This window comes from Candidatus Didemnitutus sp., from assembly GCA_019634575.1.
GTDB lineage: Bacteria > Verrucomicrobiota > Verrucomicrobiia > Opitutales > Opitutaceae > Didemnitutus.
This window is the reverse complement of record JAHCAY010000001.1, coordinates 3,199,474-3,223,032: the sequence shown is the minus strand read 5'-3', so window position 1 is coordinate 3,223,032 and position 23,559 is coordinate 3,199,474. Positions and strand designations below refer to the sequence as shown.

Genomic DNA, 23,559 nt, shown 5'->3' with positions numbered 1-23,559 from the left:
ATGTTGCCCCGCTTACTCGCCACGCTCGCGGCGCTCACGCTGGCTCTGCCGGCCCTCCGCGCCACCGAACTCTCCGCCCAGCAAAAGACCTGGCTCGCTGCGGCCCAACGCCACGAAAAAGCCGGCTGGATCTACCTCCACATCGAAGGCGAGCCGCGCGCCCGCGGCTTCCAACACGGCTATCTGCTGGCCAAGGAAATTGCCGAGTCCATGCGCATCACCGCCGCCGATTGGGAGCACACGAGCAGCTTCGACTGGGCTTGGCTGAAGGAGCAGACCAACGGCTTCATCGGCGCCGGCGTCGACCCCGAGAACCACGCCGAGATGGAAGGCATCGCCGAGGGCATGAACGCCGCCGGCGTGCCCACGACCTACGACGACATCCTCGCCTACAACGCCTCCATCGACACCACCGGCTACTGGTGGCCCGAGGTCGCGAGCAAATTCTCCGGCAGCGCCACCGTCGTCACCACGCCGAAGGAAATGTGCTCCGCCTTCATCGCGACCGGCAAGATGACCAAGGACGGCAAAATCGTCCTCGGCCACAACACCATGTCCGACTTCACGCTCGCGCTCTACAACGTCGTCCTCGACGTCGTGCCGGCGAAAGGCCACCGCATCCTCATGCAGACGCAGGCCGGCTGGATCCACAGCGGCACGGATTTCTTTATCACCGACGCCGGCCTCGTCGGCTGCGAGACCACCATCGGCGATTTCAAGGGCTTCACCGAAAAAGGCGTGCCCGAGTTCATCCGCTTCCGCCGCGCCACCCAGGACGCCGGCTCGCTCGACGAGTGGTGCGAGATCATGAAACGCGGCAATAACGGCGGCTACGCCAACTCCTGGCTCGTCGGCGATATCAACACCGACGAGATCGTCCGCCTCGAACTCGGTCTGAAATACATCGGCTTCGAGCGCACGAAGGACGGCTACTTCGTCGGCTCCAACATCGCCGAAAACCTGAAAATCCTCCGCCTCGAAACCGAGATGCACGACACCGACATCCGCACCTCGCCCGTCGCCCGCCGCGTCCGCTGGAAACAGCTCATGAAAGCCAACGTCGGCCAGATCGACCTCGCGAAAGCCAAGGAATTCGAGGCGGACTGCACCGACGCCTGCTTCAACACCACCGACCGCCCGGCCGCGCTCGCCCTCAACGCCCGCGGCGACCTTGGCGCGCAATTCGTCAATCCCCGCCGCGAGCCCTTCAAGCCCGCCGGCACCTGCGACGCCAAGGTCGTCGACGCCGCCATGGCGAAGGAAATGCGCTTCGCCGCCCGCTGGGGTTCCGCCGACGGCCTCGCGTTCGACGCCGACCAGTTTCTCGAAGCCCACCCGCAATACGACTGGATGACCGGCCTGCTGAAGAGCCGCCCGAGCCAGCCCTGGGTCGAGTTCCGCGCCGGCGAGCGGCCCTGACCGCGCTCGGCGAGTTCGCGACTTGCTCGCGACTCGGCGGGCGGCTATCGGAATCGCGCGGGCCCATCCACTCCACGCGACTCCACGTCATCCGCCCATGAGAATCCTGCTCTGCCTGCCGGCTCTCGCCGTGCTCGCGGCGGCGTTCGCCACCGCTCCCGTCTCTGCCCCATCGGTCCGCTTTTCCGAGAAGGCGCAGAAGAACATCTTCTCGGTCAAAGCGCTCCTCACCCACGGCCCCAAATCCGGCGCGCAACCCCTCACGCTCGCGTGGGGCGGCGCCAGCGACTCGCTGACGCAGATCGCGCTGAAAGTGCCGGGCGACATCCCCGCCGATTACCTCGCGGAGATCGAGGACAACAGCCGCCGCCTCCGCCAGATCGCGCTGCACGCCGCCGCGCGTGAGTTCGCGAAGACCAACCCGAACACCGGAAATCCGTTCGCCTCGGCCGAGTCTCCCGGCGAAGGCGACACCTGGAGCAAAGCCTCCGGCGCGTTTTCCACTTGGAATTTCAACGCCGACGAACGACTCCAGCTCGCGGCGGTCGCCCGCGACATGACGGTGAAGCGCCGCCAAGCCGAGCAGTTCACCGGGGATTTCGCCCAGCCGATCGACGTTGAAGTGCACACGCGCGACGCGACCGGCGCCGAAGTCCCGAACCTCGAAGTGCACTATCGTCGCGCGCCCGACGAGATCGAGAAGGCCAAGCGGTTCGATCTGCGCAGCAGCCCCACCACCCGGCCGATCCGCGCCGGCGCCTACATTTTCTGGGCTGTCGCTCCCGGCGAGCATCCCCGCAAGGGCCCGGAAACTCCGATCGACGTCCTCGGCACCGGCACCAAGTCGGTCGATATCAGCGCGCCATGAATTTCCTCAAGGTCTTGAAGAACCACTGGGCGGTCGCGACGCAGGCCGCGCTGTGGTTCCTGTCGGTGTTCGCCACTTTCATCTACCCGCCCCCGGCGAACCTGCTCGATCTCGAGCAGCAGCAAGGCGGCACCGGCTACAACTTCGCCCGCTTCGGCCTCACGCTGATCGTCGCCGTGCTGTTCTTCGTCGCCCGCAATTTCTGCCGTCACCGCGGCCTGTGGCTCGCTGTCGGCCTGCTCGCGCTCGTCGGCGGCGGCGCGCTCTATTTCAGCTACGTCGGGCGCCTGTCCGACTGGACGGCTTCCTACAACCACGGTCGCGCCGTGCACGGCGAACAACTGACCGCCCCGGCGCGCGCCTACGCCGAGCGCACCGGCATCCGGCTCGATCCCATCGACCACGCGACCCTGCTCATGCAATACGCCGGCGCGGCCGCCGACGTGTGGTCCGACACCGCGGTGATCCACCGCCGCTGGTGGCTCCTGCTGCTGCTCTACTGCGGCACGACCGCCGCGTTCGCCCTGGCGATCACGGCGATCCTGCAAGCAACGCAGCGCCGCTGACGCATCACTCGTTGCGCAGCGCCACGACGGGATTGACGCGCAGCGCCCGCAACGCCGGCACCAGCGTCGCAAACACACCCGCCGAACCGAGCGCGAGCACTGTTCCGATGAACGTGCCCGGATCGCGCGGGCTGACCGCGTAGAGAAAACCCGCCATCAGTTGCCCGGCGAAAAACGACACGCCTATTCCCAGGGCGAGGCCGAGCCCCACCTGCCAGCCGCTCTGCCGCAGCACGAGTCCGAGCACGTCGCGCGGCGTCGCCCCGAGCGCCACGCGCACGCCGATCTCGGACGTGCGTTGCGCCACCGAGTAGCTCATCACGCCGTAGAGGCCCACGCCGGCAAGCACGAGCGCCACCGCGCCGAACACGCCGAAAATCCACGCGATGATCCGTTTCGAGAAACGCGCCTCCTCGAGCATCTGGTCGAGCGTCTGCGCGAAATAGATCGGCAAATCGTCGTTCAGGCTGCGCACCGTCCGCCGCAACACCGGCGCGAGCGCCGCGGCATCGCCGCCGCGCGCCTTCGCCATCACCGTCATGCGCCGCACGTCGCTCGCCTGCGTGAACGGCACGTAAGCCTGCGGCCCCGGCTGCGAATTGAAACGGCCTTCCATGATCGGCGTCACCACGCCGACGACCGTCAGCCAATGCTCGTCCTCGCCCGGCTTGCCCGCACCGAGCCGGAAACGCCGCCCGATCGCGCTCTGGTTCGGCCAGTATTTCTGGCCGAACGCGGTGTTCACGATCGCCACGCGCGTCGCTTCCGGCGCGTCCGCGTCGGTGAAGTCGCGGCCTTGCAGCAACCCGATGCCGAGCGTGGAAAAGAAATGCGGCGCCACCGACTTCACGCTCGAGGCGAGCGGCGGCTTGCCGTCCGGCTCCGGCGCGCGGCCCTCGATGAGGATCGGCTGGCTATTGTCCCACGTCGGCTGCATGTCGCTGATCGTGAAGTCCGCGATCTCCGGCCGCTCGCGCAGGCGCTCGATCAACCGCGCGAAAAACTGCTTTTGCTTCGCCACGTCGTCGAACTCGCGGTCGAGCAGCGCCACGCGTCCCGAATAGACGCCCGCCGACGTGAAGCCCATCGGCAGCGATTGCGTCTGGATGACGCTGCGAATCGTCAGGCCGGACAACACCAGCAGCAGGCACGACAGCGCCACTTCGCCCACGATCATCATCCGCGCGAACCGCCCCACACCCGCGCTGGTCGAGCCACGCCCGGCATCCTTCAGCACGGAATTCAGATCCGGCCGCGAGTGCCGCCACGCCGGATAAAGCCCGGCCAGCAAACACGACGCCCCCGCGAGCCCGATCGCGTAGAGCAAGGCCGCGGCATCGAGATCGAAATGCATCCAGTAAGGCGGATGCGCATCCACCACGGCGCGCCGGAACAGCGCGAGACTGCCCGCCGCGACACCACAACCGAGCACCGCCCCCGCCACCGAGAGCAACATCGCCTCCGTGAGCAGCAGTCGCACGACGCGCGCGCGGCCCGCACCGAGCGCGGCGCGCACCGCGAGCTCCTTCTCCCGCACCGACGAACGCGCGAGAAGCAGGTTGCCGACGTTGGCGCACGCAATGAGCATCACGAGCAGCACGGCGCCCAGCATCACGCCGAAAAGCTGCCGGTCCTCGTCGCCGGAAAAACGCGCAAACAGCGTCTGCGCCCCGAAGGTGATGCCGCGATTCGTGTCCGCATGATCCTTCGCCAGCTGCGCACCGAACGCCGCGAGCTCCGCGTTCGCCTGCACGAGTGTGACGCCCGGCTTCAACCGGCCAAAAACCGTCAGCGCGCGCTCGTCGCGTTTGTCCTTCAAGCGCAGGTCGCGCAGCGGCACGAACGCCCCGCCATCGTCCGGAAACCGGAAACCCTCCGCCGCGACGCCCACCACCGTCGTCCACTCGCTGTTCACCTTGATCGACTGCCCGACGATCGCCGGGTCGGCCTTGAAACGATTCGTCCACAACGCGTGGCTCAACACGATCGCGCCCGGCGCGCCCGGCTTGTCATCCTCCGCCGTGAACCAGCGCCCATGCGCGAGCGGCCCCGGCAGCATCGTCATGCCGGCCGCCGACATCGCCGTGCCCGAAATCCGCTCCGGATCGCCGCCCGGTCCGCTCAGCGTCGTGGTCCGGTCCTCGTAGGCCGCCACGTCCACGAACGAACGCTGCCCGCGGCGGAAGTCCTCGAACTCCGCCCACGACATCCCGAAGCGATCGCGCGGCTGTGCCTCGTTGCGCCCCACCGCCGCCACGATGCGCTCCTGTTCCGGAAACGGCAGCCCGCGCCACAGGATGCCGTTGATGATGGAGAACATCGCCGTGTTCACGCCGATGCCGAGACCGAGCGTGACGATGGCCACGACGCAGAACAGCGGACTCTTCACGAGAGTCCGCGCGGAAAGGCGGAGGTCGGAGAACATGGGGGAACGTGGGTGTTGCAGCCACAACCCCGCCCGCCCCCGCCAAGTCGCAGCAAAAATCGCCGCGCGACCAAAGCCCGCCCACGCCGCGCACTGTCTGCCGCGATCGCAGCGAAAAAAGGCGGGCGATACTCCCGCTTCGCCGACGCTGCCGCGACATCCCCGCGACCCTCCGGCGGAAAAATCTGGCGCCCGCGCGGCCCGCGCCGATGCTGCGCGCGTGAACCCGCTCGCCCTGCTCGCGCCGCTCTTCTTCGCGTTCGAGCTGTGGCAACTGTTCGTCGGCGAGCGCTATCTCGGCATCCGCCGCATCCGCGCCAACGCCGACCCGCGCGAGCTGCCGATGTCGAGCGCGATGGCCGCGACGTGGGCCGGCGGGCTGATCGTGTATTTCGTCTGGATGGCGACCCTGCTCCTCCACCCGGTCGGACGCGCGCAGGGTTTCGTGCTGCTCGCCACCACTTGGATTGGCTACGGATTGCGCGCTGCCACGAGCCTCAAATGGACGCTCGTCATCCTGACGTTTGAAGGGGCCGTGCGCATCGGCATGTTGCTCTCACTCGCCATCACGACGTGGCGCGCGCTCGCCCGCTGAACTCCCGCGGCGGCGTCAGCCCTGCAACCGTTTCGGCGCGGGGCCGCCGCCCGAGGCAACGAAGAACTCCTGCGCCTGCGTGAGCAGCTTCGCGTATTTGCCGTAGTCTCCCGCCCACGAATTCGGCACGCACACGCGCTTGATCACGCCGCCGCCGACCTTGTCCGGCGCGTCGCGGTCCGGCGTCAGTTCGACGGTGAACTGCGGGTTGTGCGTGTGCACCACGAAGTGGCGTCCGGCAGCGGCGTTGCCATCCCGATCGATGCGCACGAAATGCGGGGAACTCATGGGGACCGCGCGACGATGCGCCGAAGCCCGCGCGGCACAAGGGCGGATTTCACTCGGGCGCGCGGCCGGTTTAGCCTTGTGAAGCGGCGTTCTCCGAGGGAAAACGAGCCCAGCGCTCGAATCGCCCCATGAATCTCGAACCCGCTCCCCGACTCCCGAAGTGGATCTTCCTCGCGATCGATGCCGGCCTGCTGCTCATCGCGTTCGTCATCGTCTATTTTGCCAAGGACCCCTACGCGCCGCTGCCGTTCGTCAGCGCGGTCCTCTGCGCCGCACTCGCCGCTGTGATCGGGCTCGTGCCGTTCCTCGTCGACTACGCGGCCGACACCGCCGAAGCCATCGAACGCGAACGCGAGCGCGTGAACGACCAGGTCGCCCGCCTCCACGCCGCCACCGAGAGCCTCGCCCGCGCCGCCGCACAGATCAAAGCCGTCGAGGAAGCCGTCCACAAATCCGCCCGCGACGCCGAGACGCTGCCGTATCGCATGCAGGAGAAATTGGCGGAATTCAACGAGGCCCTCGCCGCCAAGGAGGAAAGCGATCGCGAAGCCCTCGAAACCGAACTCGAGGAACTGCGCGCCGCCAACAGCGACCACCTCAAAACCACCGCCGAAAAGATCGCCAAGGCCGCCACCGACTGGTCCGCCCTCGAAGTCGCGACGCGCAAACAGCTCACCGCCGCCGAAGCTGCGCTGGCCAAACTGCACGCCGGCTCCGGCGAGGCCGCCACGGAATTCCAGACGAAGGTCAGCAGTGCCTTAAAGGAGCTCGACGCGAAAATCGCCGACCTGAAGCAAGCCGCCGCGAGCGTTCCCACCACCATCACCGTCGCCGCTGCCGCCGCGCCCGCCGTCGCCGCCGCGGCGAAACACGCGATCGCCGAGCCGCCCGCCCCCACTCCGGAGCCCGAACCGGCGCCGGTCTCCGCGCCGCATGCGGCACCCGTCGAGCCCACCGTCGTCAGCGAAGCCGCTCCAACTCCGGAAACCGCCGCGCCTGCACCTGAAGCTCCCGCCGCCGATACGCCCGCCACGCCAGTCGAGCCGCCCAAGCCGAAAAAGCCTCGCGCGCCACGCAAGCCCAAGCCCGAGGAAACGCTCGCCACCATGTCGCTCGAGCCCGTGCCCGCCTCCGAGCCGGCTGCCACCGAGCAACCCGCCGAGCCCGCCGTCGCTCCGGTCGAATCTACCCCACCGCCCGCCGAACCCGATGCGGCCCCGGTTGTCGCTCCGGCGTCTGCGCCGGAGGACGATGAACCCGCCAGCGAGCCGGTCAGCGAACCGGCCGCCAGTGCGGCGGAAATCGAATCGTCGACCTCGTCCGATGGTGCCACGCGCCTCCTCGCGACGGCCTACATCGGCATTGGCAACAAGCTCTTCATCCGCGGCGACGGCCCGGGCCTTTCGTGGGATCATGGCGTGCCGATGCAGTTCGTCTCCATTGGAAAATGGGGCTGGTCGACGCACGACGCCGCCGGCCCGGTCCGTTGCAAGCTCTACAAGAACGACGAAACTGCCGGCCTCACCGGCGAAATCGTCCTCGAAGCCGGCCGCCACACCGAAGTCACGGCGCTGTTCTGAATCGGGCCGGTCTCCGACCCGCTCGGCCCGTTCCTCCCGCTCAGTAGTGCGGCGGCCGTTCGTCCGCCGCTTCGGTTTCGCCTACCGGCGAACTGCCGCTGGCTCCTTGGGCGCGGAGCGCGGCGAGTTCCGCCTTCAGGCGCGCGAGCTCCTCCGCGAGTTCGAGCATCGCCTTGTCCTGTTCCACGACATGGCGCTGCAAGTGCGCATAGCGCTCCTCGAGGCGCATGAGTCTCTCGGCTTCGTTCATCGCGGGCAGAATGCGCATTGCGCCGCCGCGCGCCAATCCCAGAGTCTCGCCGGATGCGGTTCGTCTCGCTCTCGTTGCTCCTCGCCACGCTGCTCGGCTCGACCTCCTGCCAGCACCCGCCCGCCGACTCCCCGGCCAAGCGACCGCCGGGCGAGCTGCTGATTCTCCTGTCGATCGACGGCTTCCGCTGGGATTACCTCGACCGCTACGACGCGCCGACGCTGCGCCAGCTCGCGCGCGACGGCGTGCACGCGCGACGGATGACGCCGTCGTTCCCCTCCAAGACTTTTCCCAACCACTACACGCTCGTCACCGGCCTGCGCCCGGAAAAACACGGCATTGTCTCGAACTGGTTCTGGGATCCCGCGTTCGCGGAGACGTTCGGCATGAGCAAGCCCGACAGCAACTCGCAGTCGCGCTGGTGGGACGAGGGCGAGCCCGTCTGGATCACCGCGGAAAAACAGGGCGTGCGCAGCGTCTGCTATTTCTGGCCCGGCTCCGAGACCGACGTCCAGGGCGTGCGCCCGTCGCGCTACCAGAAATTCGACGGCAAACAGAAATCCGCCGCGCGCGTCGACGGTCTCCTCGCGTGGCTCGACGTCCCCCCGGAGCAACGCCCGAAATTCGCCACCCTCTATTTCGACCTCGTCGACCACGCCGGCCACAACTTCGGCCCCGAATCCGCCGAGTGCGCCGCCGCCGTCCACGAGGCCGATGCCGCCGTCGCGCGTCTCCTCGCCGGCCTCGCGGCGCGCGGACTGAGCGAGCAGACCAACCTCGTCATCGTCGCCGACCACGGCATGTCCGCCTGCGGACCGGACCGCATCATCTTCCTCGAGGACCTGATGGACGTCTCGAAAGTGCGCATCGAATCCACCGGCCCCAACGGCGGCGTGCGTCCGCTCCCCGGCACCGTCTCCGCCGCCGCACTCGCCGCCAGCATCCGCGCCAAGGCTCCGCCGCAGCTCGAGGTTTACCTCCGCGAGGAAATGCCCGCGCGCCTGCACTACCGCGACAATCCGCGCATCCCCGACGTCGTCCTGCTCGCCGCGCCGCATTGGAACATCGAGAGCAAGATCGGCTGGCCCGCGCGCCGCGCCAACTACGTCAAGGGCACGCACGGCTGGGACCCGGCGCTGCCGGACATGGGCGCGCTCTTCCTCGCCCACGGCCCCGCGTTCCGCCACGGCCACGAATTCGCCGACGTGGAAAACATCCACCTCTACAACCTGCTCTGCGCCGTCCTCGGCATCCGCCCCGCGCCCAACGAAGGCGACGACCGGCTGATCCGCGAAGCCCTCACGCGCTAAGGTCCCGGCGCCCAATTGCCCAGCATCAGGGCCGCCGCAGTCAGGAGCTCGCCGCTCGCGAACGGCTTCGGCACCAGAACCGCTCCGCGCAAGCCCGCGATACGCAACCGCCGCGCCGCATCGGGCCGCCCCGTGACAAACACTACGGGCAAATCCGGCCGCGCAGCCAGCGCCCGCAACCGCGTCGCGAGCTCGATCCCGTTCCCATCCGGCAAGTCGACGTCGAGCACCGCGAGCTGCCAGCGCGCGGCACCGGCCCGGACTTCCGCGGCCGCGCAATCCGACGCCGAGCCGACGATGCAGCCGGCCCGTTCGAAAAAGGCGCAGACGAGCGCGCGCAACGCCGGATCGTCGTCGACCACCAGCACCGATGCTCCCGCCAGCAGGGATGTTTCCACCGCGATCATGGCCGGTCTCCTGCGGGCGATTCCGCCGCCCAGCGTGCCAGTCGCTGGCGCACCGCGCGGGTCGCCCGGAGCGCTTCGCCGCTCTGCACCTTCTCCAAGGTCCGGCACACCCGGATAAATGTCCGCAACAGGCGCAGGGCGTGACCGTTTTGTCCCCGCGCCCGCGCCCCCGTCCGGCCCTGGCGGTGGTGTGTCGGCATACCGATGCGCCCACGATTCGTGGGCAACCACACCTTGTCAACACTCGATCCACACCCGCCGTGTGCGTTGACAATTTCACGGCACAGCGGCATCCACGCCTCGGATGCACTACACGCTGTTTTTCCGCCAGCTTCGGGAGCAGAAAGGCCTGACCCACGAGACGGTCGCCCGCCTCGCCCGCTGTCACCGGAACACCGTGGTGAATGTCGAGGCCGGCCGGCCGGTGCGCTTCGAGACCCTCGCCCGGCTCGCGACCAAGATGGGCTACCCCTCCGACTCGCCCGAGATGGCCAGCCTGGCGCTGCTGTGGCTCGAAGCCGTCAGCGGACTCGATCTCGCCGAGCCCTCCGCCCTCGGGCAAACCCGCCAGAAGATCGCCGCCTACAGCCGCTCCACCAGTCGCGCCGCGGCGAAGCTCGAGGAAACCGTGCGGCGGGCCGGGTTGCGCGAATCCGACATCCGCCTGCTGACCCGCGCGGCCGACAACCCGGAGCTCCTCTCCATTCTCCGTTCGATCTGCGACCTGCTGCCCGCCGCCGTCGCAGACGACGACGCGCCGCAACTGCGCGTAGCCGAGGACAAATAGCCCCGCACCTGTCGCACTCACCCGTGAAAACGAAACCCGGTGCGTTCCCCCTGCGGTAGGCAGCGAGCTTGATCGTGCCCAAACGGTTCCCCTCGCGAAAATAGCGCGACCAAGCCCGCGGCCGGTGATGCGCCGAGAGCTACGACTACAACCGCACCGCAAACGCCGCCCCCTTCACTCGCAAGCCGGAACGGCTCCGGAACAGGCCCCGCCGCTCAGGTCTCGAGTTCATCGAGCGCGCGCATCACGTCCGCGGACTGCTCCTCCAGCCGATGCAACAACGGCTCGATCGTCGACCAATCCTTCCGACGCGCCGCCGCCTCGAGCTCCAGCGCCGTGGCCCGCATCGCAAACGCTCCCAGATGCGCGCAACTGCCAGCGAGCTTGTGCGCCAGCTGTTCGATCGGGTCGCCACGCTTCGCGCCGACAGCCTCCGCGAGCGCGCGCAGCTGCGTCGGCGTCGAATCCCGGAAAATCTCGATCAACTCGTCCAACAGCCACTCCCGCACGCGACCGGGGATCTCGCGCAGTTGCGCGATCTGCGAGGCATCGAGCGGCGTCACCGGAGCGGGCGCCACTGGAGCCGGCGGCACCGGAGCCTCCGCCACCGTGCGGCCAGCCGACATGAGTCCGCACGCCTCGAACGCCTGGCGCAGCGCGGGCGCGCGCAGCGGCTTGGCGAGGTAATAATCCATGCCGGCCGCGAGGCAGCGCTCGCGATCGCCGGGCATCGCGTAGGCGGTGAGCGCGATGATCGGCAGGCGCTCGCACCCGGGCACCTTGCCCGCGCGCACTTCCCGCGCGACGGTATAGCCGTCGACGCGCGGCATCTGACAATCGAGCAGCACGGCGTCGAAGCGCTCGCTCGCGAGCAACTGCAACGCCACCGCGCCGTCCTCCGCAGTCACCACGACGTGCCCGAGTTGCTGCAACAACGCCTCCGCCACGGCTTGGTTCGCCGGATTATCCTCCGCCAGCAGCACACGCAGGCTGGCGCCCGGCGGTGCAGCCGGCGCACGCACCGGCTGCACCGCTACTCCGCGACCGACCTCGAACGACAATTCGAACCAGAATGTCGACCCCTGCCCCACCTCGCTGACCAAGCCGATGTCGCCGCCCATCAGCTGCACCAGCTGACGTGAGATCGCCAACCCGAGTCCGGTGCCGCCATGCCGCCGCGTGTTCGATCCGTCCGCCTGCGTGAACGCCTGGAACAACCGCCTTTGCAGCTCCGACGCGATGCCCGGGCCCGTGTCCTGCACCTCGCACCGCACGCGCACTTCCGTCTCGTTCCGCGTCACCGCCGTGAGCCGCAGGTCCACCGCGCCCGCATCGGTGAATTTCACCGCGTTGCTGAGCAGATTCGTCAACACCTGTCGCACCCGCACCGGATCGCCGCGCACCTGGCGCGGCACATCCGGCGCGATCGTCGCCGTCACCTTCAGGTGCTTGCTCGCCCCACGCGGTGCCAGCAGCGCCGCCGTCGCCTCGACCAGTTCGTGCAAGTCGAACTCGCGGATTTCCACCTGCATCCGGCCGGCCTCCATCTTCGAGAAATCGAGCACGTCGTTCACGATTGTCAGCAGGCTCTCCGCGCTCTTCTGCACCACCTCCGCCATCTGCCGCTGCTCGGCATCGAGCGACGTTTCGAGCAGGAGATCCGACATGCCGATGACGCCGTTCATCGGCGTGCGAATCTCGTGGCTCATGTTGGCGAGGAACTCCGATTTCAGGCGCGAGGCCTCGAGCGCCTGATCGCGCGCGCTGCGCAAATCCGCCTCGAGACGTTTGCGCTCGGTGATGTCGGTCGCCACGCCGACCAGCCAGCAGTAGCCCGGCTCCGGCTGCGTGATCGAGACCGACTCGTGCATCCAAATCTCGCGACCCTCGTGCCGGAAATGGAATTCCTGCTCGTAGCCGGGCAACCCGCGCTCGATCGCGCGCCGGCTGCGCTGGTTCATCTCGGCTTGTTCCGGAATGGCGAAGCGATACCAGAGCCCGACGTTCTCGCTCGGCATCTCCGGGCCGAACAGACGGTGATAGAGCGCCGATGGCTGCACGATGAAGTGCCAGTCCCAGTCGTCCGGCGCGAGGCGCACCTGCGCCTCCCAGAGCAGGCAGTCCGCCTTGCCCAGCACCTGCACGAGCCTCTGCTCGCTGGCCTGCAACGCCACCTCGGCCTTTTTGTGCTGCGTCAGGTCCTGCGCGATGCCGAGGAAGCCGGCGACGCCACCCGCGGCGTCGCGCAGCACCGTCACGCTCAATCGCACCGGCACCGTCGCGCCGTCCTTGCGCACATAGGTCCATTCGCGCTCATCGGCCCCGCTCACAAGCGCCTGGGCGCTGAGCGTCTCTAGACCAACCGCAACCTCGCGTCCGAGCTGGGCGCTCAACTCCCGCGCTCGCGCCTGCACCTCGGCCGGCACGTGAAACGCCAGCGGCTTCAACCGCCCCACGACCTCGTCGGCACGGTAGCCGAGCATCCGCTCCGCGCCGCGACTGAAAATCTCGATCACGCCGTCAGGCTTGGTCGCGATGATGCCGAAGGCATTGCCGTCGAGCACCGCGCGCTGGAGCCGGTTGACTTGCGCCAGCTCGGCCGTGCGCTCGCGCACGCGCTGTTCGAGCACGACCGCCGCCGCCTTCTGATCGTGGATGTCCGTGTTGGTGCCGAACCACCGCAGAATCGTGCCGTCCGTGTCGCGCAACGGCACCGCGCGGGTCTTGAACCACCGATACTCGCCGTCGTGCCGCCGGATGCGAAACTCGACGTCGATGGGCTCGCCGGCGCCGATCGTCGCGCGCCAGGCCTCGGTCGCCTGCGGACGGTCGTCCGGATGGACGCGGTCCGCCCAGCCGTAACCGAGTTCCGAACTCTCGTCGCCACCGGTGTAGGCGAACCACTGCGGCCCGAGCCAATCGCAAAGTCCGTCCGCGGAGCACGTCCAGACCAGCTGCGGCAAGGTCACGGCGACCGTGCGGTAGCGCTGCTCGGCCTGGACGAGCTGATCGACGGCCTCGCGCAACTCGGCCGTGCGCGCATGCACGCGCAGCTCCAGGCTCTCGTTCGTTTGCCGCAACGCCGTCTCCGCGCGCTGCCGGGCGCGCGACGCGCGATATTCGAGGCCGAAAGCCAGAATCACCAGGAACATCGCCATCGCCCCGGCAATGACCTGGACTTGGCGGGAGCCACGCTCCGTCCGGTTCCACTCGCGCTCGCGCGTCACCAGCAAGCGCGTCTCCTCGGCGCGGATCTCATCCGCGAGATTCACCAGCGCGCTCCCTTCGGCCGACGGCTGCTCTGTCAACAGGCGCTGCGCGCCCGCCTGTCCCTCGGTCTCGCGCATGCGCACCAGTTCAGCCGCGGCGGCGATCTTCTGTTCGGCCAGCTCGCGCAAGCGCCGCGCCCGCTCGGACTGGCGGGCATTGTCCGCCACCAATTCGCCGAATCGCTTCACGCCCGCCTCGACCTCGGTCCGGTGGTCCCCCACGCGCGACCGGAAAGACGTCCCCCCGGTCAACGCGTAGCCGCGCGCCGACGACTCCATGCGCGCGACCTCCGACACGATGCGGTCCATCACCCCGCGCACCACATGCGAGTGCACCACCCATTGCGAAGTCGTGAGCAGCTGCTGGTTGCTCACCCAAGTGATCGCCCCCACCACCAAAATCAATCCGCCGGCCGACGCGAACAGGGGCAGCGAATGCGCCGTCGATCGCTCGAGCGCCGGCGTGCGGCGAATGCCCCACCAAACCACCGCGCCCGCCGCCACGATGAATGCCGCAGCCGTGTGCACCGCCATGCCGGTGAAACGCCACCATCCCGACGACACCCGCAGGCCCACGAAATAACTGCCCAGCGCCAGGAACGACACCGCGAGCAAAGCCGAAGCCAGCACCGCCAAGGTGCGCGGCCACGGCCGCTGGCGGGCCATCAACATCAGGCAGGCGCCGAGCACCGCAAACGAACACGCCGCATTCGGCGACATGCGCCCATCGAACCGGTAGCCGGTGGATAATTTGCCCGGATCGAACTGGAGCGCCGTGAGCGCCAACGGCTCCGCCAGCAAATACAGCGCCACCGTGCCGACACCCCACGCCAGCACCAATCCACCGAGCGCCGCTGCCGGACGCCGCTGCCCCACGCCGTGAGCCAGCAATGCGCTGCCGCTCAGAAGAAAACCCACCGCGGTGACGAACGCCATCGGCGCGCCGTCCGGCAATATCCTCACCCACGCCGGGTGCCCGGCGAAACGCCCGACCAGCACCACCAAGCTGAGCGCCACGATGGCGCCACCTGCCATCAGCAAGGACCGCCGGAGAACGTTATCGGGCGGGGGATTGTTCACGGGGCAAAGGCTAGGAATCGGCCGGCCCGGGGCCAGACTTTAGGATAGTCGACGCCATTGCGTCCACAACCCCGGTTCACCCCGCACCCCCCAAGAGCGCCCGGAACTCCGCCGGCGAGGTCGCCGGCGCGCGACAGGCAAACTCCTCGCACACGAACGCCGTCGCCGCTCCGTCGACCGGCCGCATCTCCCTCAGGTAGGGCCGGCGCTCCGCCAGCCACGCCTGCGCCGTCCCGCCGTCGGCGTGCAACAACGCCCGTCGCGGGCCGAGCCGTTCGGGCAATACCGCGGCGAGCGCGCGAAAATCGTCCGCCGCCGCGTCGCCCGCCAACACCACCGTGCGCGGCGGCTCGAGCGCAAGTTCCACGGCGCACAGCATCTGCGGCAGTGCGTGCGGATGGCTCGTCCACTGCGTGCGCATCGACTCGATCGCCGCGTGCGCCCGCTCCTTTGCGCCCGGCAACCCGAGCATCCAGTCGAGGCGGATCAAGTTCATCGCCGCCACCGAGCCCGGCGCCGGCTCGGCCCCGTCGTAGTCTTCTTTCAGACGCACGATCACGCTCGCGTCGTCCACCCGGGAGTTGAAATAGCCGCCGCGCTCCGGATCGGCGAAAAGCGCATCCATCCTCGCCTGCAAACGCTCGGCCCATTGCAGCCAGCGCACGTCGAAGCCCGCCTCGTAGAGATCGAGCAATCCCTGCACGAGAAACGCGTAGTCCTCCGCGAAACCGGGGATGTCGCTGCGCGTCTCGCGCCAGCTGCGATAAAGCGTGCCGCCCGCCTCGTCCCAAAGCTCGGCGCGCAAAAACTCCGCCGCGCGCACCGCCTGATCGAGATAGGCACGCTCGCCGAGCACCTGCGCACCCCGCGCGAGCGCGGAGATCATCAGGCCGTTCCACGCCGTGATCACCTTGTCGTCGAGGTGCGGACGCGGACGCTGCGCGCGGACCACGCGAAGTTTCTCGAGACCGCGCACGAGTTTCTCTGCGGCGACCGGCAGATCCATTTTCAAATCCGCCGCCGTCTGCGCGAGCGGACGCTGCTGCATGAGCACGTTTTTGCCCGCGAATTCGCCGTGCGGATCGTGCGCCGGATCGACGTTGCCGCCGGCCTTCACGCCGAAGTGCGCGGAGAAGAATCCCGCATCCTCACCGAGCGCCACATCGACCTCGTCCTTCGTCCAGACGTAGAACGCCCCTTCCGCATGCTCGGTCCGATCGTGCGCGATCAGCGAATCGGCATCCTCCGCCGAATAGAAGCCTCCGCGCGGGCTTGTCAGGTCGCGCGCCACGTAGTCGAAGATCCCCCGCGCCACCCACGCGTAGACCTCGACGCCCGTCGCCTGCCGCGCCTCGAGCAGGTTCACCGCGATCAGCGCCTGGTCGTAGAGCATCTTCTCGAAATGCGGCACATGCCACTTCTCGTCCACGGAGTAGCGGTGAAAACCGCCGCCGATGTGGTCGTGGATGCCGCCCTCGGCCATGCGCTGGAGCGTGAACGCCGCCATCTTCACCGCTTCGGCGCCGGCCTCGGACTGCACGCCCTGCAGCGCCGCGACGCGGAAAAGAAAGTTCAGCGACGACGCGCGTGGGAATTTCGGCGCGCCGCCGAAGCCGCCCCACACGGGATCGTGGCCCTCGTAGAAATATTGGAAGCACTGGTCGAACGCCGCGCCGGCCGCCTCGTGCAGCGGCGCGCGCGCGGCGGTTTCGCCCTCCTTGATTTCGCGTGCCGGCCCCTCGCTCGCGTAGCGGCGCAGCGCCTGCACGATTTCCTCGGCGCCGGCCTCGATTTTTGCGCGCTCGTTCCGCCAGTGCTGCGCGATGGCGTTGAGCAGCGTCACGAAACCCGGCCGGCCGTGCCGGTCTTCCGGCGGGAAATACGTGCCGCCGTGGAAGGGCTTGCCCTCGGGCGTCAGCCACACGCTCATCGGCCAGCCGCCGTGCCCGGTCGTCTGCTGCACATACGTCATGTAGAGCCGGTCGAGGTCCGGCCGCTCCTCGCGGTCGAGCTTGATGGCGACGAAGTCGCGGTTGAGCGCCTCGGCGACCACCGCGCTCTCGAACGACTCGTGCGCCATCACGTGGCACCAGTGGCAGGTCGAGTAGCCGATGCTGAGGAAAACCGGCTTCTGTTCCGCGCGCGCCTTGGCGAAGGCCTCCTCGCCCCACGGAAACCAATCGACCGGGTTGTCCGCATGCTGGCGCAAATAGGGCGACTTTTCCGTGGCGAGGCGGTTCGGCATCGCGCGAAGCAATCCCGCCCGCCGCCGAACGCAACCGCGGGCTTTTCCCCCACCCGGGCGCCGACCGATTTGTAATATAATACGTTACAAACCGCCGGCACGACTTCGCACTCGTCCATCGCTGCGGCGCGCGGCAACGTGATTGCTTTCCCGTGCTCTACGCGTTCGTCACCACGTTCCTCTTCGCCGCCTCGTCCGTGCTGGCGCACAAGAGCCAGAACCTCGTCGGCCCGGCGCGCGCGAACCTCGGCCGCCTCACTGTCGGCCTAGTCTGCCTCGGCGCGTGGGCGTATCTCTTCGGCCAGGGACACGGCGGGCCGGCCTTCACGACCTTCCTGCTCAGCGGCCTCGCCGGCATGGGCCTCGGCGATCTCGCGTTTTTCGCCGCACTGCCGCGCCTCGGCTCGCGCCTGACGACCACGATGAACCAATGCCTCAGCGTGCCGGTCGCGATCGGCATCGAATGGCTGTGGCTCGGCACGACGCTGAGCGGCAGACAATTCCTCTGCATCGCCGTGATCATCGCCGGCATCGTCGTCGCGCTCGTGCCGACGCGCCACTCGCCGCCCAAAGTTCGTGTGCGCCCGCTCGGCGTCGTGCTGGGCCTGATCGCCGCAACCGGTCAGGGCCTCGGCGCGGTGTTGAGCCGGCGCGGCTTCGAGATCACCGCGGCGGCTGGCGCGCATCTCGACGGATTGACGGCAGCCTACCAACGCGTGTTGGGCGGCATCGCGCTCACCGCCGCATGGTTCGCCGCGCGCGCATGGCTCGATCGCAAACGCGAGGCACGGCCCGCGCCGCCGCTCCGCGCGCACGGCTGGATTCTCATTCACGCGCTCGCCGGGCCGGTCTTCGGCATGGCCACCTTCCAACTCGCCCTCGCCTCGACGCCGAGCGGACTCGTGTTGCCCATCACGGCCTGCGCGCCGCTCGCGGTGATTCCCCTCGCCTACTGGATCGAAGGCGAGCGGCCGTCGCGTCGGTCGCTGGTCGGCGGTGCGATCGCCGTGGTCGGCGCCGTGGCGCTGACGCTCGCGCGCTGAAGCTCAACGCTCTGACACCGCGCGTGCTAAACTCGGCGCTTTCACGCCCCGCCTCGCCGCGGCCTCCCGCGTCCGCACGCTCCAACGGCGATTCGCACCTCCGCGTGCTCCCCCGCCGTGCGGCACCGCGCACGCCCCGGCGCTCAGCGCCCATTCCGCGACATTCCCTCCGGGTAAATCCTCTCCCGGGCAAATGTAACCTAATAGGTTACATTTGCGCGGGAGGCGGCTGAAAAACCCACGGTTGACGGCGGCGGGCGCGGTCGGCTCACTCGGCGGCTTTTCCATGCTGACCCTTGCCGACGTCGCCAAGTCCTACGGCACCCGTGAACTGTTTTCCGAGGTGTCGCTCTTCGTCGCGCGCACCGACCGCTACGGCCTCGTCGGCCCGAACGGCGCGGGCAAGTCCACGCTCTTCAACCTCATCCTCGGCGAGGAGCAGCCGGACGAAGGCATCATCGAGTGGGAACGCGGCGCGGACTTCGGCTACCTCCCGCAGGAGAGCGCGCCCGTCGGCGACGAGACCGTCCTCGCGATCGCCACGAGCGGCAAGAAGCTCGTCCCGGAAAACGACGACGATTACGACATCGATTGGACGCTCGAGCCGCGCGCGAAAAAGATTTTGGCCGGCCTCGGCTTCCGCGAAGAAGATCACGACAAGCCCGCCAAGTCGTTCTCCGGCGGCTGGGTCATGCGCGCGCACCTCGCCCGCCTGCTCGTCAGCGAGCCCGCGCTGCTGCTGCTCGACGAACCGACGAACCACCTCGATCTCGAGGCGCTGCTCTGGTTCCAGGATTATCTCACGCGCTATCCCGGTGGCCTGCTGATCATTTCGCACGACCGCGAATTCCTGAACACGCTCTGCAACGGCATCCTCGAACTCAAGGGCGGCACGCTCAACAAATACACCGGCAACTACGACGACTACCTCAACGAGAAGGACGCCCGCCGCGAGCAACAGGCCGCGCTCTTCAAGAACCAGCAGCGCGAGATCGCGCACTTGCAGAAGTTCGTCGACCGCTTCGGCGCCAAGGCCTCGATGGCCTCCCGCGCGAAATCGAAGGAGAAGCAGATCGAGCGTCTCAAGGAAGTCGCTGTCGAGGAGCCGTGGGAGGATCTCAAGAAGATCAATTTCCGCTTCCCGCAGCCGCCGCGCTCCGGCTTGAAGGTCATCACGCTCGAACACGTCGAGCAGGCCTACGGCGACCACGTCGTCTACCGCGACCTGAACTTCGAGGCCGAGCGCGGCCAGCGCATCGTGCTCGTCGGCCCCAACGGCGCGGGCAAGTCCACGCTCCTGAAAATCCTCGCCGGCGTCATCCCGATCCAGGGCGGCCTGCGCGAGCTCGGCAGCAACGTCGTGCCCGGCTACTTCGCCCAGAACCGCGGCGACAATCTCAACACCGAGCTCTCCGTCCTCGAAAACGTGATGGAGCTGCGCACCGCCGAGAACCAGCTCACTGAGCAGCAGGCCCGCGCCGTGCTCGGCGGATTCCTTTTCCGCAAGGACGATGTCTTCAAGCCCGTCGACGTGCTCTCCGGCGGTGAAAAATCCCGCCTCGCCCTCGCCCGCCTGCTCATCAATCCGCCGAACCTGTTGTTGATGGACGAGCCGACGACGCACCTCGACATCCCGTCGATCGATGCGCTCGTGAACGCGCTCAAAAACTACGAAGGCACGCTGCTCTTTATCAGCCACGACGTCTATTTCATCCGCCAACTCGCGCTGAACGTCCTGCACGTCCACAGCGGCCGCCTCACGCCCTACGCCGGCAATTACGACTACTACCTCGACAAGTCGAAGGCCACGAGCGCCCGAGCCGCGCTCACCGCCGGGTTCACCGACGCACGCCCGAAGCAGCAGAAAGCCGTCAGCGATCAGCGGTCAGCCACCAGCCAGACTCCGGCGGAAAAGAAACCGAATCCCGGCGAGTTGAAGAAACTCCGCACCGAAGTCGGCAAACTCGAGCAACGCGTCAGCGAACTCGAGACGAAGCAAAACGAGCTCACCGCCGAACTCGAAAAGCCCGAGACCTACACGCAAGCCGGCCGCGCCCAGCATCTGAATCGCGAGCTCACGACCACGGTCGACCTGCTCCACGCCGCCACCGCCGAGTGGGAAGCCGCGGCCACGAAGCTGGGCGAACTGGAAAAGCTGACCTGAGCGCCAGCGGCAGGCGATTGGCCGCTCACGAGCCGATCGCGCGCTCCGCGCGCACGATCCGAGATTGCGCCGTTTTCACCGCCGGATTTCGCGCGCCGTCGTCCCTCCGCGACGCGGAGCGTTTGTTATCCATTAAGAACTTTGCCCTCGGCGCGTTGGCTCACCGCCGGAGCGGTTGGGTCGCGCCGGATCACTTCGTCCGGCGGAAACGTGAAGAGCCCGGGCCATCCCTAGCCCGGGCTCCTCGATTGTCCGCACAGACCGATGCGGCGCGCACACCTACGCGCTGCGACGATTGGAACCAAAAATACCGGAGAACGGCACCTCGTTGAACCCGAGGCGCAGGCCGAACGGCGCGACGCTCGCAGGCTTCTTCGCCGGAGCCGGCGGTGGCGCAAAGGACTTCGCCTTCAACTCGCGCTCCTGCACCTCGAGCCAGGCCTCGCGCTTCTTCAGCGCCTCGGCGTATTGCGTGAGCGCGGTCCGCTCCTCGCGCAGGACGATGCGGTCGTCGGCCAGCGAGCGGCGCTCCGCCTCGAGCAGGGCGCGCTGGCGCGAGAGCTTCTCGCGTTCGGCATCGATCTCGCGCGAGCCGCCGGTGAAAGGCGCGACCGTCGTGCCGCTCGGCGGCGGCGCGCCGCGCAGGCGGGATTCGTAGCTGCGCAAGTTCTGCTCCTGCTGACGCAGGGCTTCCATGTCGGAGAAAATCTGCTGCCGCATCTTCTCGAGCTGCGCGATTTCGTAGCGCAGGTGTTCGGTCGGGTTCGCGTTGTCGGGTGTGTTCATGGGCGTTGTCGGTGACTGACGACCGCAGCTTACCGCACAAGTGGCGCGCTGCCTACGGGGGCGGCCGGTATTGACGGGGCGTTTACGGCGCGGCCCGGGTTTTTACAAATCGTTGCCCAATAAAAAGGCCGCCGATCCCGGTCGGCGGCCTCGCACTACGAACAAAAGCGCGGTCAGGCGCGGAACATCACGTCCTCGCGGTTGAACATCTTCACGCACGCCACGAGCGCGACGACGGCGTAGAGGCACGACGAACCGAAGATGAGGGCGATGTAGTTCCAGTTCCAGGTGCCGGAGAGCATCTCCTTGCACACGAGCGAGAGGTTCAGGATCGGGATGAGCGCGGTCTTCGCGCTCAGTTCCATGCCCGGCAGCATGCCGAAGACGGCGGGGATGATCGCGAGGAGGATCATGGGGCCGGCGTAGCTCTGCGCCTCCTTGTAGCTCTTGGCGAAGAGCGAGACGGTGAGCAGCAACGCCGCGAAGAGGATCGCTACCGGCGCGACCATGGCGAAGACACCGATGAACCCGGCGGGGTCGAACGACGGCATCATGCTCGCGGCCGCCTGTCCCTTGCCCGAGGCCGACGCGGCCGCCATGCCGGAGCCACCGAGGAATAGCTTGCCGCCGAGCGAACCGGTCACGGCCATCGACGTCATCGAGAACACGATCGTCGCGACCGAGGCGGTGAGCACGGTGAGGAATTTGCCGAAGACGATGTTGATGCGCGCGGTGGGGCTGCACATCAGCGTCTCCATCGTGCCGCGTTCCTTCTCGCCGGCAGTGAGATCCATCGCGGGATACATCGCGCCGGAGAAGCAAAGGATGATGATGAGATAAGGAATGAAGCCGCCGATGGTGGCGCCGCCGACCTTCTCGGGCGGGGCGACGTTCTGCCGGGCCATCTCAAACGGCTTGGTGAACTCCGGCGGCAGGCCGCGCTCCTTCAGGCGTTGGTCGAGGATGCCGGTGCGGTATTTCTGGAGGAACGACTCCACCTCGCGGGCACCGATGCCGGACTTGATTTCGCCGTCGTAGAAGAGCACGCCGACCTTCGGAGTCTCGCCGCGCGCGATGGCGGCGTCGAAGTTGGCCGGCAGTTCGAGCGCGACGCGCAGCTTTTTGTCCGCGATGCGCTGTTTCACGTCGGCCGCCTCGGACACGAGGCGAAACTTCGTGTCGGCCTTGAGGGCTTTCACGAGTTCGGGCGCGCCGGCGGAGTTCACGACCATGACACTTGTGCCCTCGTCCTGAGCCTGGCGGATGATCTTGGACATCACCGTGCCGAAGCCGAACATGATGAGCGGCATCACGACGGTCGGGATGACGATGGTGGAAATGATCGTGCGGCGATCGCGCAGCTGATCCTTCAGTTCCTTTTTGTAGACGACGAAAATGGCTTTCCAGTTCATGGGCGTGGCGGGTCAGCGGTTGAGGGCGGCGGCGACGGCAGCTTCGCCACCGACGGCTTTGACGAAAACTTCCTCCATATCCTGCTCGCCGAAGCGGGCGCGGAGCTGGTCGAGCGTGCCCTCGGCGACGAGCCGGCCGTTGTGGATGATGCCGATGGTGTCGCAGAGTTTCTCTACCTCGCTCATCACGTGCGTGGAATAGATGACGGTCTTGCCACGCTCGCGGCAGGCGCGGACGAACTTCACGATCGAGCGCGCCGTCATGACGTCGAGGCCGAGCGTCGGCTCGTCGAAGATCATCACCGCCGGGTCGTGCACGAGGGTGCGGGCGATGGAAGTCTTCTGCTTCATGCCCGTGGAGAACTTGTCGCATCGGCGATCGAGGAACTCGTGCATGTCGAGTTCGCGCGCGAGCACGTCGATGCGCGCGCGGATGGTGGCGTCGTCCATGCCGTTGAGGCGGCCGAAATACGCGATCATTTCGCGAGCGTTCAGGCGGCCATAGAGCGCGGTGCTGGCGGCGAGGAAGCCGACGTTGGCGCGGACTTGCTCGGGCGCGGTGCTGACATCGTGGCCCGCCACGGTCGCGGTCCCCGTGCTGGGCTGGAGCAGCGTGGCCAGGATGCGGAGCGTGGTGGTCTTGCCCGCGCCGTTGGCGCCGAGCAGGCCGTAGATCTGACCGGGGCGGCAGGTGAAGGAGACGTCGTCGACCGCGGTGATGGTGCCGCGTTTCTTATCTTTGAACGTCTTGGTGAGGTGACAGGCTTCGATCATGTTGTGTGTATGTCGGGGATGGGGCGGCCACTCTCTTGGCTGGAACAAGATGGCGCGGCCGGGCGTGTGAAAGGTGCGGCGCGTCAGCCGTTGCGCCGCCACGCGAGCGCGAGCGACCCGCCCAGAGCGACGCCGATGGCAATGCCGGTCGCCCAACCGAGCGCGACGCCGATGGCAATGCCGGTCGCCCAACCGAGCGCGACGCCGAGGGCCACGCCAATACCTACGCCGATGGCGATGGCGGCGGGTGCGCCGGGGCGGGCAGGGTTGTTTTTTTCGGGTTCGTTCACA

General features: G+C 67.8%; 19 protein-coding genes. 9 read left to right on the top strand and 10 right to left on the bottom strand.

All coding sequences use genetic code 11. The features are described 5' to 3' along the window. The 3 genes from KF715_13515 (at position 1) to KF715_13505 (ending at position 2,853) form a co-directional block, all read left to right on the top strand. Entirely contained in the window at positions 1–1,419 is a 1,419-nt protein-coding gene (locus tag KF715_13515) for a hypothetical protein (GenBank protein MBX3737710.1), read from the top strand. Between the two features lie 97 nt (positions 1,420–1,516). Continuing rightward, a complete protein-coding gene (locus KF715_13510; GenBank protein ID MBX3737709.1) occupies positions 1,517–2,287 on the top strand; it encodes a hypothetical protein in 771 nt (256 codons plus the stop codon). Continuing rightward, the gene (locus KF715_13505; protein ID MBX3737708.1) at positions 2,284–2,853 is read left to right on the top strand and encodes a hypothetical protein; all 570 of its coding nucleotides are present in this window, start codon (positions 2,284–2,286) and stop codon (positions 2,851–2,853) included. The genes KF715_13510 and KF715_13505 overlap by 4 nt, the downstream gene beginning before the upstream one ends. Before the next feature lie 4 nt (positions 2,854–2,857). Here the strand turns inward: KF715_13505 and KF715_13500 are convergent, their stop codons facing one another. Beyond that, entirely contained in the window at positions 2,858–5,278 is a 2,421-nt protein-coding gene (locus tag KF715_13500) for an ABC transporter permease (protein ID MBX3737707.1), read from the bottom strand. A gap of 220 nt (positions 5,279–5,498) precedes the next feature. On the opposite strand from KF715_13500, the gene KF715_13495 reads away from it, so the two are divergent. Further along, a complete protein-coding gene (locus tag KF715_13495) occupies positions 5,499–5,873 on the top strand; it encodes a hypothetical protein (GenBank protein MBX3737706.1) in 375 nt (124 codons plus the stop codon). Between the two features lie 15 nt (positions 5,874–5,888). On the opposite strand, the gene KF715_13490 is transcribed toward KF715_13495, so the two are convergent. Then, a complete protein-coding gene (locus KF715_13490) occupies positions 5,889–6,161 on the bottom strand; it encodes a hypothetical protein (GenBank protein ID MBX3737705.1) in 273 nt (90 codons plus the stop codon). A 128-nt stretch (positions 6,162–6,289) separates the two neighbouring features. On the opposite strand from KF715_13490, the gene KF715_13485 reads away from it, so the two are divergent. Beyond that, a complete protein-coding gene (locus KF715_13485; GenBank protein MBX3737704.1) occupies positions 6,290–7,741 on the top strand; it encodes a hypothetical protein in 1,452 nt (483 codons plus the stop codon). A 40-nt stretch (positions 7,742–7,781) separates the two neighbouring features. Here KF715_13485 and KF715_13480 read toward each other — a convergent pair whose 3' ends face one another. Further along, a complete protein-coding gene (locus tag KF715_13480; protein MBX3737703.1) occupies positions 7,782–7,991 on the bottom strand; it encodes a SlyX family protein in 210 nt (69 codons plus the stop codon). 53 nt (positions 7,992–8,044) lie between these two features. On the opposite strand from KF715_13480, the gene KF715_13475 reads away from it, so the two are divergent. Next, positions 8,045–9,301 carry an alkaline phosphatase family protein gene (locus KF715_13475; GenBank protein MBX3737702.1) on the top strand — a complete coding sequence of 419 codons (1,257 nt, stop codon included), beginning with the start codon at positions 8,045–8,047 and terminating at the stop codon, positions 9,299–9,301. Here KF715_13475 and KF715_13470 read toward each other — a convergent pair. After that, positions 9,298–9,708 carry a response regulator gene (locus KF715_13470; GenBank protein ID MBX3737701.1) on the bottom strand — a complete coding sequence of 137 codons (411 nt, stop codon included), beginning with the start codon at positions 9,706–9,708 and terminating at the stop codon, positions 9,298–9,300. The genes KF715_13475 and KF715_13470 overlap by 4 nt on opposite strands. A 304-nt stretch (positions 9,709–10,012) precedes the next feature. Here KF715_13470 and KF715_13465 point away from each other — a divergent pair, with 304 nt between their 5' ends. After that, positions 10,013–10,495: a helix-turn-helix transcriptional regulator gene (locus KF715_13465; protein MBX3737700.1), complete on the top strand. Its 483-nt coding sequence runs from the start codon at positions 10,013–10,015 to the stop codon at positions 10,493–10,495. A gap of 215 nt (positions 10,496–10,710) precedes the next feature. Here the strand turns inward: KF715_13465 and KF715_13460 are convergent, their stop codons facing one another. Both KF715_13460 and KF715_13455 read right to left on the bottom strand, forming a co-directional pair. Next, positions 10,711–14,844 (bottom strand): PAS domain S-box protein, encoded by a 4,134-nt coding sequence (locus KF715_13460; GenBank protein ID MBX3737699.1) that lies wholly within the window; start codon positions 14,842–14,844, stop codon positions 10,711–10,713. A 76-nt stretch (positions 14,845–14,920) separates the two neighbouring features. After that, complete coding sequence (locus KF715_13455; protein MBX3737698.1) at positions 14,921–17,089, bottom strand: thioredoxin domain-containing protein; 2,169 nt, start codon at positions 17,087–17,089, stop codon at positions 14,921–14,923. A gap of 152 nt (positions 17,090–17,241) precedes the next feature. Between KF715_13455 and KF715_13450 the strand changes: the two genes are divergently transcribed. Then, positions 17,242–18,132, top strand: coding sequence for a DMT family transporter (locus KF715_13450; GenBank protein MBX3737697.1), 891 nt, complete (start codon positions 17,242–17,244; stop codon positions 18,130–18,132). A gap of 286 nt (positions 18,133–18,418) precedes the next feature. Further along, positions 18,419–20,296 (top strand): ABC-F family ATP-binding cassette domain-containing protein, encoded by a 1,878-nt coding sequence (locus KF715_13445; protein ID MBX3737696.1) that lies wholly within the window; start codon positions 18,419–18,421, stop codon positions 20,294–20,296. Between the two features lie 279 nt (positions 20,297–20,575). Here KF715_13445 and KF715_13440 read toward each other — a convergent pair whose 3' ends face one another. From KF715_13440 to KF715_13425, 4 genes are all read right to left on the bottom strand, one after another. After that, entirely contained in the window at positions 20,576–21,082 is a 507-nt protein-coding gene (locus KF715_13440; protein ID MBX3737695.1) for a hypothetical protein, read from the bottom strand. A gap of 173 nt (positions 21,083–21,255) precedes the next feature. Then, on the bottom strand, positions 21,256–22,494 hold the full coding sequence (locus KF715_13435) for an ABC transporter permease (GenBank protein ID MBX3737694.1): 1,239 nt from the start codon (positions 22,492–22,494) through the stop codon (positions 21,256–21,258). Between the two features lie 12 nt (positions 22,495–22,506). Continuing rightward, positions 22,507–23,268: an ATP-binding cassette domain-containing protein gene (locus KF715_13430; protein ID MBX3737693.1), complete on the bottom strand. Its 762-nt coding sequence runs from the start codon at positions 23,266–23,268 to the stop codon at positions 22,507–22,509. 83 nt (positions 23,269–23,351) lie between these two features. Next, positions 23,352–23,558 (bottom strand): hypothetical protein, encoded by a 207-nt coding sequence (locus KF715_13425; protein ID MBX3737692.1) that lies wholly within the window; start codon positions 23,556–23,558, stop codon positions 23,352–23,354. Between the last annotated feature and the right edge of the window lies 1 nt (position 23,559).

Bases quoted from the DNA above. Each gene is read 5' to 3' on its own strand.
- KF715_13430 (MBX3737693.1), bottom strand. From the start codon at position 23,268: ATGATCGAAGCCTGTCACCTCACCAAGACGTTCAAAGATAAGAAACGC.
- KF715_13515 (MBX3737710.1), top strand. From the start codon at position 1: ATGTTGCCCCGCTTACTCGCCACGCTCGCGGCGCTCACGCTGGCTCTG.
- KF715_13465 (MBX3737700.1), top strand. From the start codon at position 10,013: ATGCACTACACGCTGTTTTTCCGCCAGCTTCGGGAGCAGAAAGGCCTG.
- KF715_13445 (MBX3737696.1), top strand. From the start codon at position 18,419: ATGCTGACCCTTGCCGACGTCGCCAAGTCCTACGGCACCCGTGAACTG.
- KF715_13485 (MBX3737704.1), top strand. From the start codon at position 6,290: ATGAATCTCGAACCCGCTCCCCGACTCCCGAAGTGGATCTTCCTCGCG.
- KF715_13435 (MBX3737694.1), bottom strand. From the start codon at position 22,494: ATGAACTGGAAAGCCATTTTCGTCGTCTACAAAAAGGAACTGAAGGAT.
- KF715_13505 (MBX3737708.1), top strand. From the start codon at position 2,284: ATGAATTTCCTCAAGGTCTTGAAGAACCACTGGGCGGTCGCGACGCAG.
- KF715_13510 (MBX3737709.1), top strand. From the start codon at position 1,517: ATGAGAATCCTGCTCTGCCTGCCGGCTCTCGCCGTGCTCGCGGCGGCG.
- KF715_13455 (MBX3737698.1), bottom strand. From the start codon at position 17,089: ATGCCGAACCGCCTCGCCACGGAAAAGTCGCCCTATTTGCGCCAGCAT.
- KF715_13500 (MBX3737707.1), bottom strand. From the start codon at position 5,278: ATGTTCTCCGACCTCCGCCTTTCCGCGCGGACTCTCGTGAAGAGTCCG.
- KF715_13470 (MBX3737701.1), bottom strand. From the start codon at position 9,708: ATGATCGCGGTGGAAACATCCCTGCTGGCGGGAGCATCGGTGCTGGTG.
- KF715_13440 (MBX3737695.1), bottom strand. From the start codon at position 21,082: ATGAACACACCCGACAACGCGAACCCGACCGAACACCTGCGCTACGAA.
- KF715_13475 (MBX3737702.1), top strand. From the start codon at position 8,045: ATGCGGTTCGTCTCGCTCTCGTTGCTCCTCGCCACGCTGCTCGGCTCG.
- KF715_13480 (MBX3737703.1), bottom strand. From the start codon at position 7,991: ATGAACGAAGCCGAGAGACTCATGCGCCTCGAGGAGCGCTATGCGCAC.
- KF715_13490 (MBX3737705.1), bottom strand. From the start codon at position 6,161: ATGAGTTCCCCGCATTTCGTGCGCATCGATCGGGATGGCAACGCCGCT.